Origin of the sequence: Rhizobium sp. R339, from assembly GCF_002211395.1 — a bacterium.
GTDB lineage: Bacteria > Pseudomonadota > Alphaproteobacteria > Rhizobiales > Rhizobiaceae > Rhizobium.
In genome coordinates, this window is sequence record NZ_LOKV01000025.1 from 371029 (window position 1) to 387993 (window position 16965).

The 16965-nt window shown below is 62.7% G+C and carries 13 protein-coding genes, 1 tRNA gene and 1 pseudogene; 7 read left to right on the top strand and 8 right to left on the bottom strand.

Features of this window, described 5'->3' with window-relative positions; all coding sequences use genetic code 11:
• Nucleotides 1-31 precede the first annotated feature (31 nt).
• The gene (locus ATY76_RS26825) at nt 32-1780 is read right to left on the bottom strand and encodes a cation:proton antiporter (RefSeq protein WP_088677671.1); all 1749 of its coding nucleotides are present in this window, start codon (nt 1778-1780) and stop codon (nt 32-34) included.
• Nucleotides 1781-1994: 214 nt separating this feature from the next.
• Between ATY76_RS26825 and ATY76_RS26830 the strand changes: the two genes are divergently transcribed.
• Both ATY76_RS26830 and ATY76_RS26835 read left to right on the top strand, forming a co-directional pair.
• A complete protein-coding gene (locus tag ATY76_RS26830) occupies nt 1995-2279 on the top strand; it encodes a hypothetical protein (protein ID WP_088677672.1) in 285 nt (94 codons plus the stop codon).
• Between the two features lie 148 nt (nt 2280-2427).
• Nucleotides 2428-2715, top strand: a complete 288-nt coding sequence (locus ATY76_RS26835) for a hypothetical protein (protein ID WP_088677728.1) — start codon at nt 2428-2430, stop codon at nt 2713-2715.
• Between the two features lie 145 nt (nt 2716-2860).
• Here the strand turns inward: ATY76_RS26835 and ATY76_RS26840 are convergent.
• Nucleotides 2861-2945, bottom strand: a tRNA-Leu gene (locus ATY76_RS26840).
• A 126-nt stretch (nt 2946-3071) separates the two neighbouring features.
• Entirely contained in the window at nt 3072-4367 is a 1296-nt protein-coding gene (locus ATY76_RS26845) for an MFS transporter (RefSeq protein WP_088677673.1), read from the bottom strand.
• Nucleotides 4368-4496: 129 nt separating this feature from the next.
• Between ATY76_RS26845 and ATY76_RS26850 the strand changes: the two genes are divergently transcribed.
• Nucleotides 4497-5081 carry a TetR/AcrR family transcriptional regulator gene (locus ATY76_RS26850; protein ID WP_088677674.1) on the top strand — a complete coding sequence of 195 codons (585 nt, stop codon included), beginning with the start codon at nt 4497-4499 and terminating at the stop codon, nt 5079-5081.
• 2 nt (nt 5082-5083) lie between these two features.
• Here the strand turns inward: ATY76_RS26850 and ATY76_RS26855 are convergent.
• Nucleotides 5084-5230: pseudogene (locus tag ATY76_RS26855) on the bottom strand (class I SAM-dependent methyltransferase); the annotation flags it as partial.
• A 39-nt stretch (nt 5231-5269) separates the two neighbouring features.
• On the bottom strand, nt 5270-6250 hold the full coding sequence (locus ATY76_RS26860) for an aldo/keto reductase (protein WP_088677675.1): 981 nt from the start codon (nt 6248-6250) through the stop codon (nt 5270-5272).
• A 223-nt stretch (nt 6251-6473) separates the two neighbouring features.
• Between ATY76_RS26860 and ATY76_RS26865 the strand changes: the two genes are divergently transcribed.
• Nucleotides 6474-8105, top strand: coding sequence for an AMP-binding protein (locus tag ATY76_RS26865; protein ID WP_088677676.1), 1632 nt, complete (start codon nt 6474-6476; stop codon nt 8103-8105).
• 4 nt (nt 8106-8109) lie between these two features.
• Here the strand turns inward: ATY76_RS26865 and ATY76_RS26870 are convergent, their stop codons facing one another.
• The 3 genes from ATY76_RS26870 to secA form a co-directional block, all read right to left on the bottom strand.
• Nucleotides 8110-9387 (bottom strand): GNAT family N-acetyltransferase, encoded by a 1278-nt coding sequence (locus ATY76_RS26870; protein WP_088677677.1) that lies wholly within the window; start codon nt 9385-9387, stop codon nt 8110-8112.
• A complete protein-coding gene (locus tag ATY76_RS26875; protein WP_088677729.1) occupies nt 9388-10803 on the bottom strand; it encodes a lipopolysaccharide biosynthesis protein in 1416 nt (471 codons plus the stop codon).
• Between the two features lie 178 nt (nt 10804-10981).
• Nucleotides 10982-13696 carry a preprotein translocase subunit SecA gene (gene secA, locus ATY76_RS26880; RefSeq protein WP_088677678.1) on the bottom strand — a complete coding sequence of 905 codons (2715 nt, stop codon included), beginning with the start codon at nt 13694-13696 and terminating at the stop codon, nt 10982-10984.
• Nucleotides 13697-13939: 243 nt separating this feature from the next.
• On the opposite strand from secA, the gene ATY76_RS26885 reads away from it, so the two are divergent.
• The 3 genes from ATY76_RS26885 (at nt 13940) to ATY76_RS26895 (ending at nt 16962) form a co-directional block, all read left to right on the top strand.
• Complete coding sequence (locus ATY76_RS26885; RefSeq protein WP_088677679.1) at nt 13940-14821, top strand: peptidylprolyl isomerase; 882 nt, start codon at nt 13940-13942, stop codon at nt 14819-14821.
• A gap of 112 nt (nt 14822-14933) precedes the next feature.
• Entirely contained in the window at nt 14934-16175 is a 1242-nt protein-coding gene (gene argJ / locus ATY76_RS26890; protein ID WP_088677730.1) for a bifunctional glutamate N-acetyltransferase/amino-acid acetyltransferase ArgJ, read from the top strand.
• Complete coding sequence (locus ATY76_RS26895; protein ID WP_088677680.1) at nt 16156-16962, top strand: GNAT family N-acetyltransferase; 807 nt, start codon at nt 16156-16158, stop codon at nt 16960-16962. The genes argJ and ATY76_RS26895 overlap by 20 nt, the downstream gene beginning before the upstream one ends.
• Nucleotides 16963-16965 lie beyond the last annotated feature (3 nt).

Sequence of the window (16965 nt, forward strand, 5' to 3'; positions counted from 1 at the left end):
AGGAATCGCGCCGCAGCTTGAGGCTGCGGTTTCAGGACAGATCCATCGACTTTTCCCACTGCTGGCGCAGGACGTTCATTTCCGTGCGCTTCTGGGCCATCTCGCTGACGACGGCGCGCAGATTGGGATGGCGCGACATAAACATGTTGAAGTCGCGCCGTTCGAGCACTTCGAACTGGCAGAAATCGACGGCGATGACGTCGGCCGTGCGCCGTCCGCCGGTCAGCAGCGCCATCTCGCCGAAGAAGGCGCCAGGCTCGAGCCGGATGGCGCCGCTGGCGAGGCGGACTTCCACGGCTCCCGATGAGATGAAGTACATGCCGTCGCCCCGGTCGCCGCGGCGGATGACGCGTTGGCCGGGCGGGGCGGATTTCGCCTTGAAGAGCAGCAGCAGCTCCTCCTGCGCGTCCTCGTTGACCTGCGAGAACAGCGGGAAGGTTTCGATCAGCTGCTGGATCTTCAGCTGGTGCTGGCGCTCGCGCTCTTCGCCGAGCGCCCTGATCTTTTCCAGTTCGATGCCTAGCGCCTTCTGGCGGCCCCTGCCATAGTTTTCCCAGAGGGACGGCCAGCGCGAACGCATGTGTTTCTTCAGGCCGTCGGTCGCGAAGATCACCAGCGGGTTGAGCGTGATCGACAGGATCGCGGCGGCAAGGATCATGTCCCGGCCCTCTTGCGGCAGAAGGCCGAGCGAGACGCCGAGGCCGGCGAGGATGAAGGAAAATTCGCCGATCTGCGCAAGGCCGCCGGCCAATGTCAGCCCCATGCCGATCGGATAGCGCAGCAGCATGACGATCCCGAAGGTGATGATGCCCTTGCCGAGGATGATGAGCGCCAGCGCGCCGATCACGGCCACCGGCTGGCGCACTAGGATCGAGGGGTCGAAGAGCATGCCGACGGAGACGAAGAACAGCACGGAGAAGGCGTTCTGCAGCGGCAGTGAATCGGCGGCCGCCCTGTGGCTGAGCTGGGATTCGCTCATGACGACGCCGGCGAAAAACGCGCCGAGCGCGAAGGAGACGCCGAAGATCGCCGCCGAGCCGAAAGCGATGCCGAGCGCAATCGCCAGCACCGTCAGCGTGAAAAGTTCGCGCGAGCCGGTGCGGGCGATCATCGTCAGCAGCCAGGGCACGATGCGCGGGCCGAGGAAGATCGCCATGGCTGCGAACGCCGCCACCTTCAAGAGCGTCAGGCCGATCGTCAGTGCCAGTGGCAGGTCGCCGAGGCCGTGAGTGACTGCTTCGCCGGCGTGGCCGCCCAGGAGTTCGGCGAGCGCCGGCAGCATCACCAGCGCCAGCACCATCACCAGATCCTCGACGATCAGCCAGCCGACGGCGACGCGTCCGCTCGGCGCGTTGACGAGGTTTCGCTCTTCCAGTGCTTTCAGGAGAACGACGGTACTCGCCACCGACAGGCTGAGGCCGAAGACGAGGCCGGCGCCGAGGCTCCAGCCCCAGAGCTTGCAGAGACCGATGCCCAACAGAGTGGCGAGGATGATGCGCCCGATCGCGCCCGGCACGGCGAGGCCGCGCACGGCAAGCAGGTCGGAGGCGGAGAAATGCAGGCCGACGCCGAACATCAACAGAATGACGCCCATTTCGGCGAGCTGCCCGGCAAGGACGGTATCGGCGACGAAGCCCGGCGTGAACGGGCCCATCAGGATGCCGGCCATCAGGTAACCGACGAGCGGCGGCAGCCGCAGGCGATCGGCGCCGTAACCGAGGATCGCCGCGAAAACGAAGCTAACGGCGACCGTTGCTATGAGTCCTACTTCCTGATGCACGTCTGGCCCTTCCGGATGACAAGGGCCGCACTTTGGACGAAGTGCAAGCAAAATTAAACAGTTGATTCGCGAGATATGGCGACTGTTCGGCGCCTAAATTAATCTGGCGCAAGCGGGCGTTTCTCCCTTGCCCACCCATAATCCTGCCGTCGCCGATGTTGGAACCACTTGTAGCCTGTCTCGTTGCTCTTTCATCAGGAGAAGGAGAAACGATATGCGAAAGATCATCCTGAACTGTACTGTGACGGCTCTTGCCGTCTGCTCGTTTGCCGCGCCCGTTCTCGCCGACAGTGTCTATGTCAGGGAGCGTTCCTATGACGACGGCTATCGCCATGAGCGGGTGAGACCGGGCGTTACCATCAGCGAACGCGGCATCACCTTCGGCGCAGTGCGCGAACGCGAGCGCCGCCGCCATCGCGACGACGGCTGCGAAACCAGGAGCGTCACCCGCCAGACAGAGGACGGCGAGGTTACCAGGACGGTCCGGCGCTGCTATTGACGGTATGTGGCATGAAGACGAAGCCCGGTTTCAGCGAGCCGGGTTTTCGCCGGTCCGCTATCGCAATGTGGTGGTGGAAGTCGATGCTATGAGCGCGCCTTCGTTCAAAGCGCGTATCTCACGCCAACACCTCGCAGGATTTTTTAGTATGATTGAGCTTACCCCATCCCAGATCGCTGCACTCAAACTCGTCAGGGATGGAGATCTTTATCCTCAGCCAGCCAATAAATGGACGCATCAGAACGCGACCGTGACCTACGCCAAATCCGACCGGTGGAAAGAGCGGCCGCAGAAAGTTAAATCGGTCACGGCGAAGACGCTGGGGGAGTTGACGGAGTCGGGTTTCCTGGAGCGGCGGCATCTTAACGACGATGTCTCGAAAGACGTCTACGGCATCACCATGGCCGGCAAGATATGGCTGTTGAAGAATAAGTAATTTTATTGGGATGCCAATTCGTTCCGTATCCGGATCGGGGCGCGGGGTAGAAGCCAGTCCGCCTTCGTTCCTGACGGAACTACGGCGCGACAGCCTCCGCTCTGTGAGCTTCGGCTCGCCGAGCCGAAGCTCACAGAGCGGAGGCTGGTGCCCCATGCCGGGGTCGAACCAGCACTTCTTTCGAAACTCGATTTTGAGTCGAGCGCGTCTACCAATTCCGCCAATGGGGCAACGGATACAGACGGGCGGCTGTCTAACATGCGGGCGCCCGCGCGCGCAAGACGGTCGGGCGAAGTTATCGCGGTTCCCCGTGAGAGATCCGGCCTCGTCGTTTTCGAGGCCAGATGCCGTCATTATCAATGGGCGGCGGCGGGTACGGGGTTGGTCAGGCCGGACTTCTTCAGCGTGATCGCCAGGACCGAGGCCAGCAGGCAGAAGGCGCCGGCGACGAAGAAGGCGGGCAGGTAGGTCGAAAGCTCGGTGCGCGAGAGGCCGGCACCATACGCGGCGGTAGCGGCGCCCAGCTGATGGCCGGCGAAGACCCAACCGAAGACGAGGCCGGCCTTTTCGCGGCCGAAGCGATCGGCGGCGATCTTGACGGTCGGCGGTACGGTGGCGATCCAGTCGAGGCCATAGAAGATGGCAAAGAAGGAGAGGCCGTAAAAGCTGAAATCGCTGAAGGGCAGGTAGAGCAGCGAAAGGCCGCGCAGACCATAATACCAGAACAGCAGCCAGCGATTGTCGAACCGGTCGGAGAGCCAGCCGGAACCGATCGTGCCGAAGAAATCGAAGATGCCCATGACGGCAAGCACGCTGGCGGCGGCTACCGGCGCGATGCCGAAATCGCCGCAGAGGGTGACGAAATGCGTCTGGATCAGGCCGTTGGTGCTGAGGCCGCAGATGAAGAAGGTGGCAAAGAGGATCCAGAAGGTCGAGGTCGTCGAAATTTCCTTCAGCACGGTGATCGGAGTCGCAAGCGCTGCCCCAAGCGTGCCGCGTGCCGGGGCAGGGGCGACGTGGGTTTCCCCGAGCAGCGGCAGATTTACGTCAGAAGGACGGTCGCGCATGAGGAGAAGGACGAGCAGGGCCGCGACCATGATCATGGCGCAGACGAAGAAGACGGTGGCACGCCAGCCGTAGCGCTCCGTGAGCTCCGCCATCAGCGGCAGGAACACTAGCTGGCCGGTTGCAGAGCTTGCCGAGAGCATGCCGACGACGAGGCCGCGGTGCTTGACGAACCAGCGCGTGGAAACCGTTGCTGCCAGCACCATGGCCGTCAGGCCGGTGCCGAAGCCGACGACGATGCCCCAGAGCGCCAGCAGATGCCAGAGCTTGGTCATGAACAGCGAGCCGATGAAGCCTGCGCCGATCAGCGCCAGCGCGAAAACGATGACCTTGCGGACGCCGAAATAATTCATGAAGGCGGCGGCAAAGGGACCCATCAGGCCGAAGAGGATCAGGCGGATCGCAAGGGCGGAGGAAATCTGCGACGTTTCCCAGCCGAACTCGTCCTGCAGCGGCTTGATGAGCACGCCGGGGGCGCCCATGGCGCCGGCCGTGACCAGCATGGTGAGGAAGGTCGCGGCAACGACGACCCAGCCATAGTGGACGTTCCGCCGGGCAAGGGTGGAGGCAAGCGCTGTAGAAACCATGAGGAGATTCCGTTCGGATTCAGGGTCGGGAAGACGGAGGCGGGATTTACATGATGGCCATCATATTTCTTGCCTATTGATGATGGACGTCATATATTTTGTCAAGCAGCTATTTCCGGAGATGAAAAAATGCGGGTCACCCGCGAGAAATTCGCCGAAAACCGAGAGAAAATCCTGAGTGTTGCCGGCGTGCTCTTTCGCGAGAATGGTTTCGACGGGGTGGGCGTCGTCGACATCATGAAGGCGGCGGGGCTGACGCACGGCGGTTTTTACGGTCATTTCGCTTCGAAGGACGAACTGGCGCTGGAGGTCAGCCGCAAGCTGATCGACAAGGTCGAAACGCGCTGGAAGGAGCATATCGCGCAGTCTCCCGACCGGCCGCTGGAATCACTGCTCGACCATTATATCCACTGGCGCACGGTCGACGATCCGGGCGGCAGCTGCGTCTTCGCGACACTGATCCAAGAGGTAAGCCGCAGCCGCGGCGCGGTGCGCGCCGTCTTCAGCGACGGACTCTCGGTGCTGGTCGACACGCTCGCCGATATCGTTCCCGGCGAGAGCGAAGAGGAACGCCGCGCCAATGCCGCCACCACGCTCTCCTCGATGATGGGCGCCGTCATCCTGGCACGTGCGGTCGAGGACCGAGCGCTTGCCGAGCAATTTCTGGTGACGATGCGCCGCCAGCTCGATCCCAATCACGGCAATCAGAAATAAGCTCAGTCGCGGAAGGCGATGAGGGCGTTGCTCTCGACGATCTCGGTGAATTTTCCATCCGGCGAAAGAGCGGCCAGTTCGCTTCGCAGCGTCTGCTCGAATTCCATCGTCCTGCCGCCGAGCGCTCCCTTCGCGTCAACGGGGAGGGAGCTGTCCTGGTGGTTTGAAGGCTGAAAGCGGGCCGGCGATTATTTGAAGCCGGCGACGGCATGCGGGATATAAGGCGCTTCCAGCGCGGCGATTTCCTCGGCGGTGAGCTTGACCGACAGCGAGGCGACGGCGTCCTTCAGATGGTGCGGTTTGGAAGCGCCGATGATCGGGGCGGTCACCGCGCTTTTCTGCAGGATCCAGGCCGTAGCCACCTGGGCGCGGGAGATGCCGCGGGCCTTGGCGATCTCGGCCACGGCCTCGACGATCTTACGGTCGGAGTCGACCGATTGGGTGTAGAGCGTTTTGCCGAATTCGTCGGTTTCGCTGCGTGCCGTCGCCTCGTCCCAGTCACGGGTCAGGCGGCCGCGGGCAAGCGGGCTCCAGGGAATGACGGCGATCTTCTGATCCTCGCAGAGCGGCAGCATTTCGCGCTCTTCCTCGCGGTAGAGCAGGTTCAGGTGGTCCTGCATGCTGACGAATTCGGTCCAGCCGTTCAGCCGGGAGACGTAAAGCGCCTTGGCGAATTGCCAGGCATACATGGAGGAGGCGCCGATATAACGCGCCTTGCCTGATTTGACGACGTCGTGCAGCGCTTCCAGCGTTTCCTCGATCGGCGTCGTATAGTCGAAGCGATGGATCTGGTAGAGGTCGACATAATCGGTGCCGAGACGGCGCAGACTGTTGTCGATTTCATCGAAGATCGCCTTGCGCGACAGGCCGGCGCCGTTCGGGCCCGGCCGCATGCGGTTGAACACCTTGGTCGCCAGCACGATATCCTCGCGCTTGGTAAAATCCTTGATGGCGCGGCCGACGATCTCCTCGGAAGAGCCGTTGGAATAGGTGTTGGCGGTGTCGAGGAAATTGATACCAAGGTCGATCGCCTGCCGGATTATCGCCCGGCTTTCCTCCTCCGGCAGGCTCCAGGCATGGTTGCCGCGGCCGGGATCGCCGAAGGTCATGCAGCCCAGGCAGATCTTCGAGACTTCGAGGCCGGTCTTTCCGAATTTTGCGTACTCCATGAAACGACTCCGTGATGAATCTGACGGTGCTCCCCGGCGGCTTTCCATCATCTAGTGCGGAGCCGCCGAAGTCGCAGGGGAGCACAACGAAGAATTTGTGCTGCAGGTGCACAATCATCCGTGACCGCCTGAAGCCGTGTTTTCCGCGCTATTTCGCGCTCCTGCTTGCACATCGGCGCCGCAAGGTGTTAGCTGCTGCAGCATTTTTTACCGGAATCCGACGATGCAACTGCCCTCCCATGATCGTTATGACGATCTCTACCGTGATTTCTCCTGGCGGATTCCGGAGGATTTCAACATCGGCCGCGCCGTCAGCGACGATTGGGCGGCCCGGGCGCCGGAGCGCGTCTGCCTCGAGCATTTCAGCCCGGGCGGCCATCATCGCTCGATGACCTACCGCGCGCTCGCCGACCGTTCCTCGGCCTTTGCCAATGCGCTGGTTTCGCTTGGGATCGAACGTGGCGATCGCGTCGCGCTGCTGCTGCCGCAGTCCTTCGAGACGGTGATCGCGCATGTGGCGATCTACAAGGCCGGCGCGGTCGCGCTGCCGCTGGCGTTGCTCTTCGGTGTCGAGGCGCTGGAATACCGGCTGAAGGCGGCAGGGGCTGCGGCCGTCGTCACCAATGGTTTCGGTCTCGATCGTATCCGGCAGATCCGTGACCGCCTGCCGATGCTGAAACATGTGGTCAGCATCGAGGGGACAAATGACGACGCGCTGGGATTTGCCGAGCTGGTGGAGACTCACCCTTCGGTCTTCGCCGTCGCCGAGACGGGTCCGAACGATCCGGCGTTGATGATCTTCACCTCGGGCACGACAGGGCCTCCCAAGGGAGCGCTGCATGGCCACCGAGTTCTGCCCGGGCATATTCCCGGCATGCAGTTCGCCCATGAGGGTTTTCCGCGTGCCGGCGACAAGGTCTGGACGCCGTCCGACTGGGCCTGGGCCGGCGGCCTGCTCAACGCGCTGCTGCCGAGCCTTCTGCTCGGCGTTCCCGTCGTCTCCTCGCCGGCGCAGAAATTCGATGCCGACATGGCCTACCGGATCATGGCGGAGATGAAGGTGGGCAATGCCTTCATTCCGCCGACGGCGCTAAGGCTGATGCGATCCGTTGCCGATCCGCGCTCGAAATATGATCTGGTGCTGCGCACCATCGGCTCGGCCGGAGAAGCGCTCGGCCGCGAGACCTATGAATGGGCGCGGCGCGCGCTCGGCATCACCGTCAACGAGTTCTATGGCCAGACGGAGTGCAATTTCGTGCTTTCGTCGAGCGCTGCCTACGGCGTGACCAGAGCCGGCGCCATCGGCAGGGCGGTGCCGGGTCACCGGGTCGCGATCGTCAGCGAAGCGGGGGATGAACTGCCGGCCGGCGAGCCGGGCCAGATCGCCATCGCCAGTCCCGATCCCGTCATGTTCCTCGGTTATTGGAACGATGAGGCGGCGACCGAGAAAAAATTCGTCAAGGACTGGCTGCTCACCGGCGATATCGGCCGCCAGGACGACGAGGGCTACATTACCTTCGAAGGCCGCGACGACGACGTCATCACCTCTTCGGGATACCGCATCGGCCCGACCGAAATCGAGGACTGCCTGATCGGCCATCCCGCTGTGCAGCTTGCCGCCGCCGTCGGCAAGCCCGATGCCGTGCGCACCGAGATTGTCAAGGCCTACATCGTGCTGGCGCAGGGCCATGCGCCGAGCGAGGCGCTGGCCACGGACATCAGGGATTGGGTGAAGATGCGGCTTTCGATGCACGAATATCCGCGCGAAGTGGAATTCGTCGAGTCACTACCGCTGACCACGACGGGCAAGGTGATCCGCCGGCTGTTGCGCGAGAGGGCGGCAGCCGACGGCTGACGCCTCAACTCCGGCCGGCGAGCGACATGATCTTCTCGCGCAGCATCTTCGCCATATTGCGGGTGCTGCGGTACATGTGCAGCTGGGCGGCGACCTGGCGCATGTCGCGGTCGCCGTTTTGCGTCAGCCCGATCACCAGCGTTCCCATCTCTTCACGCTCCTGCCAGAAGCGGCTCATGATCGGATGGTCGGAGACGGCACAGGAATCGGAGCGCACGATATTGGCGTCGTCGAGATGCCATTCGGTGAGTTCGCTCATCAAAAGCTTACCCGGCGAATAGCGGGCATAATTCTCGTCGTAAGCGGTCTTCCAGGTATAGGCCTCGCCGCCCATCATCAGGACGACGATGGCGGCGATCGCCTTGCCGTTGAGATCGATCGTGTGGATGCGCACGGCGTCGACGGCGGCAAGGTTCGACACGGCCTCGCGGGCGAAGGCGGTGTGATAGCGGTCGGTGACGAGCGCGCTTCGCCGCTTGCCCTTCCAGCCCCCGGCTTCCATCGCCAGGAATTCCTCGAAGCGGACGTGGACTTCACGCGGCTGGCGGGCGACGGCGTAGACCGCCGTTCCCAGTTCCTCCAGCAGCCGCCACTGGCGGCGCATCTCGCGCATATGCGAGGAGGAAATGGTCTTGGCGAGATAGGCGGGCGCCTCTTCCTCGCTCTGCAGCATCGGGCGCAGATAGGGGTTGGTGACGGTGAGCGGCAGGTTGCGGCTGAGCGCCACGGCTTTGGCCATGCGCACGAAGATACCGTTCAGCCTGAGATCCGGCAGAACCAGCGTCGTCGGGAGGTTGAGGTCGGGGGCGGTCAATCCCTCGAAGAGATTGTCGAGGGTTTCGGCGGCATCCTCGCTATCGACGAGAGGCGTGCCGAGCGGGCCGAAGCTGTTCGACCAGCCGCGGATGATCGAGGGGCCGACGGCAAAGCCGGGCTTGTCGACCGAAAAGGGCATGAGGAAGCGCATGCGGCTGCGGCCGGCGCCGTGATCCCGGATCAGAGCGAAATTCACCTGCCGGTCTTCGAGCCGCGGCATGGCGGGCGCGAGGAAGCGGCCGGAGAAGAAGACGTTCGGTTCCATCGCCCGGTTGGAGAGGAAGTCGAGCTCTTCCTGCAGCTCGTAGCCGAGCTTGCCGGGATAGAGGCAAAGCTCGCGCCCCGGCCGGCCGATCTCTGCGCGGGCTTCGGCCTGCGGCGCTTCGAAATGCAGCGAGGCCAGATCATGCACCATGCGATTGGTGAGGCTGTTGGTGCTTTCGGTGACGGGGGGGAGGCGCACCATCTATCGAACTCTCATTTCTGGCGTTGCGGCGGAGGGGCTGGCGAAGGCGAAGAGGACGATGCCGAGCGTGCGGCGCACGGCGAAATGCAGCAGGAGCGCCTCGACCGCCATGGCCGAGGCTGTGGCAACGGCGGTGCCTTCGATGCCGTAATGGGGGATCAGAGCAAGGTTGAGACCGATATTGGCAGTCAATGCGCCGGCATAGAGCGCGACGCAAAGGTTCTGCTTGCCCGCCATCATCAGCAGCGTTTCGGCCGGGCCGACCAGCGACTTGGCAAGGATTCCGGCAAGCAGGATCGCCATGACGAGATAACCCGAGGTGAAGGCGCCGCCGAAGAGCGACAGCAGCAGATGGCCGGCCGCGAGCACCACGAGACCGACGCCGAGCGCCGGCCAGAAGGTCCAGCGGGCGGCATCCGTGGCGGCGATCGCCAACTGGGCGTGATCGCCTTCGGCGATGATCGAGGAAAAGCGCGGGCCGGAGGCGGCCTTGACGGAGAAATTGATGAAATGCACCAGGGCCATCGTCTTGGCGGCGGCGAAATAGATGGCGACGTCGTGCGGCTGAAGGAAAATGCCGACGACGACGACATCGGAATTGGTCAGCAGGAAGCTGACGCCCTCGATCAGGAAGATCGGGAAGGCAACGCTGAGCCAGGCGAGAAAATCGACCTTGCGCGGGCCTTCGTCATAATGCCGGCGAAGGCGGTAGAGCGTGGCGCCATACTGGCCGAGCGCGGTGACGAAGGTGGCGGCGAGCGCTGCCTGCATGGCGGTGACCGCCGTATGCGCCGCGCCCATCGCAATCGCGGCGAGCATGAAGGCGATGATCAGAATCGGCCGAATGATATAGACGGGGCTCAGCGCCATGACCGGCCAGTGGTTGGCCCGCGAGGTGCCTTCGAGGATATCGCCGAGCGCGATCATCGGCATGGCGAGCAGGCCGATGAAGATCGGGACGAGATAATAGGTCTCGATCATATCGCCGAAGAAATGCAGTCCGAGCATGCCGGCGACGAGCATCGCCGTTCCGGATAGCAACGCGAAGATGCGCGCCGTGCCGGTGAGGCCGCGGATTTCCTCGAAGGCGCCGGCAGCCTTGTATTGCGGCAGAAAGCGGACGATCGCGGTATGGAAGCCGAGGCAAGAGAGATCGCCGAAGACGACGACCAGCACCCAGACGAAGACGAAGATGCCATATTCATATTCGCCCATCAGCCGGGCGAGCACGATCTGGGACAGAAAGGCGAGGGCGGCGCTCAAGATGCGGATCGAAAAGGCCGTCAGCGCCATGCGCTGGGCGGCCGCCTTCTCACCGCGTTCGGTGAGCACGGCGGCAAACATGCGCAGCGTCCGGCTGCCGATCGGGCGCAGGCCCGCGGGCAGCATCTTCTCCGCTGTTTCTATGACCGCCATGATGAACACGCAAAACTCTGAGTCAGGCAAATCGTCCGCGAAGTCTTGACAGAACAGGGTTAAGAAACGGTTCCGGATCGGGATCGTCATCCGGCCCGGACATGCCGGCTTTCGACGCTGCCGCAGAAACAGAAAATGCCGCCCGAAGGCGGCATTCCGAAGTTTCTTGCGACTAACCTCAGACCTGTTCGAAGGCGCCGTGGCAATGCTTGTATTTCTTGCCGGAGCCGCAAGGGCAGGTCTCGTTGCGGCCGACCTTGCCCCAGGTGGCGGGATCGTCGGGATTGCGGTTCTCGGGCGAGACGATGACTTCGGAGGCCTGGTAGATCGGGGCGAAATCGTCCTCGCCGGTCGTCGGATCCAGGTGATGGGCCTGCATCACCGGCGGTTCCGGTTCAGCGGGCGCCTGCTGCACCAGTTCGACGCGCATCAGCTGGGCGGTGACGGCCTCGCGCAGGTTGTTGAGCAGGGCGGTGAAGAGCTCGAAGGCTTCCGACTTGTATTCCTGCAGCGGATCGCGCTGGGCATAGCCGCGGAAACCGATGACGGAGCGCAGATGGTCGAGATTGACGATATGCTCGCGCCAGAGGTGGTCGAGCGTCTGCATGACGATCGAGCGTTCGACATAATGCATGATGTCGTCGCCGAAACGCTCGGCCTTCTCCGTGAAGGCGGCATTGGTGGCTTGCGTCAGGCGCTCGCGGATATCGTCCTCGCCGATACCTTCCTCCTTCACCCAGTCCTCGATCGGCAGATCGAGGTTGAGGATGTTGGTGACGCCGGTCTTCAGGCCGACGGCATCCCATTGCTCGGCATAGGCGCGCTCGGGGATGTGCTTTTCGACCAAGTCCTCGATCACTTCGCGGCGCATGTCGGAGACGGTTTCGGAGATATTGGTCGATTCCATCAGTTCGAGGCGCTGCTCGAAGATCACCTTGCGCTGGTCGTTGAGAACGTCGTCATATTTCAGAAGGTTCTTGCGGATGTCGAAGTTGCGGGCTTCGACCTTCTTTTGCGCGCGCTCCAGCGCCTTGTTGATCCAGGGATGGACGATCGCCTCGCCTTCCTTCAGGCCGAGCTTGGTCAGCATGCTGTCCATGCGGTCGGAGCCGAAGATACGCATCAGGTCGTCCTGAAGCGAAAGGTAGAATTTCGAACGGCCCGGGTCACCCTGACGGCCGGAGCGGCCGCGCAGCTGGTTGTCGATACGCCGGCTTTCGTGGCGTTCGGTGGCGATGACGTAGAGGCCGCCGGCAGCGAGCGCCTTCTGCTTGAGTTCCTTGATCTCCTCGACGATCGCCTGGATCCGGGCATCCCGCTCCGGACCGGCTTCGACTTCGCCGAGTTCGCGCTCGATGCGCATATCGAGGTTTCCGCCGAGCTGAATGTCGGTGCCGCGGCCGGCCATGTTGGTGGCGATGGTGACGGCGCCGGGCACGCCGGCCTGGGCGACGATGTAGGCTTCCTGCTCGTGGTAGCGGGCGTTCAGCACCTGGAAGTCGTTGAAGCCTTGCTTGCGCAGGCGATCGGCGAGCAGCTCCGACTTCTCGATCGAGGTCGTGCCGACGAGCACCGGCTGGCCGCGCTTATGGGCGTCGAGGATCTCCTCGATGATCGCCTTGAACTTCTCGTCGAAGGTCCGGTAGACCTCGTCGTCCTCGTCGATACGCTTGATCGGCAGGTTGGTCGGAACCTCGATGACATCAAGATTGTAGATGTTGCCGAATTCTTCCGCTTCCGTCTGCGCCGTGCCGGTCATGCCGGCGAGCTTGGCGTACATGCGGAAATAATTCTGGAAGGTGATCGAAGCCAGCGTCTGGTTTTCCGGCTGGATCTGCACCTTTTCCTTGGCTTCGAGCGCCTGATGCTGGCCTTCCGAATAACGCCGGCCCGGCATCATGCGGCCGGTGAACTCGTCGATGATGACGACTTCGTCGTTGCGGACGATATAGTCCTTGTCGCGCTGGAAGAGCTTGTGGGCCTTCAGCGCATTGTTGACGTGGTGGACGATCGCGACGTTTTCGATGTCGTAGAGCGCATTGCCCTTCAAGAGGCCGGCCTGGCGGAGCAGGTTTTCCAGCTTCTCGGTGCCCTCTTCGGAGAAGTTGGCCGAGCGCTGCTTCTCGTCGATCTCGTAATCGCTGGCTACGAGCAGCGGAATGAAGGCGTCGATCGTATTATAAAGTTCGGAGCGGTCGTCGAGCGGTCCGGAGATGATCAGCGGCGTGCGCGCTTCGTCGACGAGGATCGAGTCCACTTCGTCGACAATCGCGAAATTGTGGCCGCGCTGGACCATCTGGTTCTTCTCGTACTTCATGTTATCGCGCAGATAATCGAAGCCGAGTTCGTTGTTGGTGGCGTAGGTGATGTCGCAGGCATAGGCCGCGCGGCGCTCCTCGTCGGACAGGCCGTGGACGATGACGCCGGTGGTCATGCCGAGGAAGCCGTAGACGCGGCCCATGGTCGCGGCATCGCGCTGGGCGAGATAATCGTTGACGGTGACGACGTGCACGCCCTTGCCGGAAAGCGCGTTCAGATAGACCGGCAGGGTGGCGACGAGGGTCTTGCCTTCGCCGGTCTTCATCTCGGCGATCGCATTCGAATGCAGGATCATGCCGCCGATCAGCTGTACGTCAAAAGGTCGCAGGCCGAGAACGCGGCGCGAGGCCTCGCGCACGACGGCAAAGGCGGGGATCAGGATATCGTCGAGCGTCTTGCCCTCGGCGAGAAGCGCGCGGAATTCCGCCGTCTTCGCCGCGAGTTGCTCGTCCGTCAGCGCCTTCGTCTTCTCTTCGATGGAGTTGATCGCGGCGACGTTCGGCTGGTAGGACCGCACGCGGCGATCATTGGACGATCCAAATAACTTGCGGGCTATACCGCCAAAGCTGACCATGTGACTGGCCCTTTCTCAATATTAATCCCTGGCGTTTCTTTTTCGCAGCCCAGCCGAAAATCAGGCGCACGTTGAAACGCCCGGAAACTGTTCTGGACGCGAGGTTGCGTGACAGATAAGAGGGGGGTCGAATGATGTCAACGGATTTGGCGGATACAGAAAGGCCACAATCCGGTGTTGATGGCTTTTTGGGCTGGATTCAGGGATGCTGAAACCGGCGATGGAACTGTGAAGGGTTATTTGATGTTGAGCACCAATAAATTCGCCGTTTTGGCATTTGCGACTTTTGTTGCGCTCCAGGCTCCGGCCCATGCCGACGACGCCGTCGTCGCCAAGGTCGGCAATCTGGAGATCCACCAGTCGGAACTCGATCTTGCCGTCGCCAATCTCGATCCGCAGCTGGCACAGCTCCCTGACGACCAGAAGAAGGTCGCAGCTCTCTCCGCCGCCATCGACGTGAAGCTGCTCGCCGCCGACGCCATCACCGAGAAGCTCGACCAGACGGACGAATTCAAGAAGCGCATGCAGTATCTCTCCGATCGCGAGCTGCACAACGCCTATTTCAAGAAGCATGTCGTCGACACGGTGACGCCGGAGGAAATCAAGGCGCGCTACGACAAGGAAGTCGCCGCCCTGCCGAAGCAGGAGGAAGTCCACGCCCGCCACATCCTGGTCAAGACCGAGGATGAAGCCAAGGAGATCATCAAGCAGCTCGACGCCGGCAAGGATTTCGCCGAACTCGCCAAGGAGAAGTCCACCGATCCGAACAAGTCGGAAGGCGGCGATCTCGGCTATTTCACGCGCGGCCGTATGGTCAAGGAATTCGAGGACGCGGCCTTCGCGCTCGAAAAGGGCACCTATTCCAAAACGCCCGTGAAGACCGATTTCGGCTATCACGTCATCAAGGTCGAGGACAAGCGCGACGCCGCGCCGCCGCCGTTCGAGCAGGTGCAGGATCAGGTTCGTCAGCTCGTCATGCGCGACAAGTATCTTGCGCTTCTCGCCCAGGCGAAGTCGTCCGCCAAGATCGAGATTTCGGACGAGACGCTGCGCAAGGGCTACGACGAGGCCAACAAGCAGCCGGAGCCGGGCAGCGAGCCTGCCCAGCCGGCGCCGAAGCAGTAATATCCGCATCAGGGCCCGGTTCTTCCGGGCCCTTCCTTATCGTTGTTGTCGCATTTCCGGATGGCGAACCGGTTTTCATTTCGCCGGGAAATGCTCATTGGCAGGTTTCATCATGTCCGGTTCCGTTTCTCCGCTCGCACCGAAATCCTTCGTCCCGATGCCTTCGCTGCGCGGCGTGCGCATGGCGACGGCTTCCGCCGGCATCAAGTACAAGAACCGCACCGATGTGCTGATGATGGTGTTCGACAAGCCGGCCGCCGTCGCGGGTGTCTTCACCCGCTCCAAGTGCCCCTCGGCGCCGGTTGATTTCTGCCGCGCAAACCTGCCGCACGGCATTGCGCGCGCCGTCGTCGTCAATTCCGGAAACGCCAATGCTTTTACCGGCCTGAAGGGCCGCCAAGCGACCGAGCTGACGGCGAAGTCGGCGGCCGCCGCTGTCGGATGTGACGAAAACGAGGTCTACCTGGCTTCCACCGGCGTCATCGGCGAACCGCTCGATGCCACAAAATTCGCCGGTGTGCTGGACAAGATGCAGGCCGAGGCGATCGGCGATTTCTGGTTCGAGGCCGCCAAGGCGATCATGACGACCGACACCTATCCGAAGGTTTCGACCCGCAACGCCGAGATCGGCGGCGTTGCCGTGACGATCAACGGCATTGCCAAGGGCGCAGGCATGATCGCGCCGGATATGGCGACCATGCTCTCCTTCGTCGTCACCGATGCCGATATCGCGCCCGCCGCCCTGCAGGCGCTGCTGTCCGATGGCGTCGGCCCGACCTTCAATTCCATGACCGTCGACAGCGATACCTCCACCTCCGACACGTTGATGCTGTTTGCGACGGGTGCGGCCGCCGAGGACGGCCAGGCCCGCATCGAACGCGCCGACGATCCGCGTCTTGCCGCTTTCCGCGTCGCGCTCAACGAAGTGCTGAAAGATCTTTCGCTGCAGGTGGTGCGCGACGGCGAGGGTGCCACGAAAATGCTCGAAATCACCGTGACCGGCGCCGAGAGCGATGCCGCCGCCAAGCGCATCGGGCTGTCGATCGCCAATTCGCCGCTGGTCAAGACGGCGGCTGCCGGCGAAGACGCCAATTGGGGCCGCATCGTCATGGCCGTCGGCAAATCGGGCGAGATGGCCGATCGCGACCGGCTCGCCATCTGGTTCGGCGACGTCAGGGTCGCCGTCAACGGCGAGCGCGATCCCGATTATTCCGAAGAGGCCGCCTCGAACGTGATGAAGGCGCAGGATATCCCCGTGAAAGTCGATATCGGCCTCGGCGCAGGCACGGCAACCGTCTGGACCTGCGACCTCACCAAGGAATATGTTGCGATCAATGGCGACTATCGGAGCTGATCGTTCATTGCCGCAGATATCCATTTCCCAACACAATCTGCCGCTGGTCCGCAGGCTGGAGGCCGTCGGTTTCCGCGCCTGGCCGGCGGCGTCCGTGCAATATGACGGCAGCTGGCAGGTGCGGCTGACGGCCGGCCACCCGTCCAACCGGCTGAATTCGATCGTGCCGCTCGATCCTTCCGATCATCGCGACGTCGAAATCCGCCTGGAAAAGGCAAGCCGGAAGTTCGAGGCCTATGGCCGCCCCGCCGTGGTTCGCCAGACGCCGCTCGCCTCGCCTGTCTTGATCGAGCTTCTGCGGGCGCAGAACTGGACGCAGTTCGACGAGACGGTGGTGATGACCTGCGATCTGGCCGAGGCGGAACTGCCGGATACACTCGATCATCTGCCGACCCATGACGTCGGCCGCTTCGTCGACGCCAACCTTGCCGTCGATGGGGCGCCGCCATCGTTGAAGCCGGCGCTTGCCGAAATCATTTCGGCGATCAAGCCGCCATCGGGTCTGTTCATGATCGAGAATGCGGTCGAGGGTCCGCTTGCGACGGTGCTTTGCGTGCAGGACAACGACCTTGCCGGCATCATGTCGCTTTCGGTCTCCGAGGCGCATCGGCGCGAGGGGCTCGGCACCGAGATCCTGACCTCGGCGCTGCGCTGGGCGCGGATGCGCAGCGCCCGCTCGGCCTGGCTGCAGGTCAAGCTTTCCAACCGCCCGGCCATCGCGCTTTATGAGCGCCTCGGCTTTCGCGACGCCTATCACTATTGCTATTGGCAGCAGGAGACGCGATGAGCG

Excerpts from the sequence above, each read along its gene's own strand:
- ATY76_RS26895 (WP_088677680.1), top strand. The coding sequence starts at position 16,156 with ATGGCGACTATCGGAGCTGATCGTTCATTGCCGCAGATATCCATTTCC.
- ATY76_RS26875 (WP_088677729.1), bottom strand. The coding sequence starts at position 10,803 with ATGGCGGTCATAGAAACAGCGGAGAAGATGCTGCCCGCGGGCCTGCGC.
- ATY76_RS26850 (WP_088677674.1), top strand. The coding sequence starts at position 4,497 with ATGCGGGTCACCCGCGAGAAATTCGCCGAAAACCGAGAGAAAATCCTG.
- secA (WP_088677678.1), bottom strand. The coding sequence starts at position 13,696 with ATGGTCAGCTTTGGCGGTATAGCCCGCAAGTTATTTGGATCGTCCAAT.
- ATY76_RS26860 (WP_088677675.1), bottom strand. The coding sequence starts at position 6,250 with ATGGAGTACGCAAAATTCGGAAAGACCGGCCTCGAAGTCTCGAAGATC.
- ATY76_RS26865 (WP_088677676.1), top strand. The coding sequence starts at position 6,474 with ATGCAACTGCCCTCCCATGATCGTTATGACGATCTCTACCGTGATTTC.
- ATY76_RS26885 (WP_088677679.1), top strand. The coding sequence starts at position 13,940 with ATGTTGAGCACCAATAAATTCGCCGTTTTGGCATTTGCGACTTTTGTT.
- ATY76_RS26845 (WP_088677673.1), bottom strand. The coding sequence starts at position 4,367 with ATGGTTTCTACAGCGCTTGCCTCCACCCTTGCCCGGCGGAACGTCCAC.
- ATY76_RS26830 (WP_088677672.1), top strand. The coding sequence starts at position 1,995 with ATGCGAAAGATCATCCTGAACTGTACTGTGACGGCTCTTGCCGTCTGC.
- ATY76_RS26835 (WP_088677728.1), top strand. The coding sequence starts at position 2,428 with ATGATTGAGCTTACCCCATCCCAGATCGCTGCACTCAAACTCGTCAGG.
- ATY76_RS26870 (WP_088677677.1), bottom strand. The coding sequence starts at position 9,387 with ATGGTGCGCCTCCCCCCCGTCACCGAAAGCACCAACAGCCTCACCAAT.
- argJ (WP_088677730.1), top strand. The coding sequence starts at position 14,934 with ATGTCCGGTTCCGTTTCTCCGCTCGCACCGAAATCCTTCGTCCCGATG.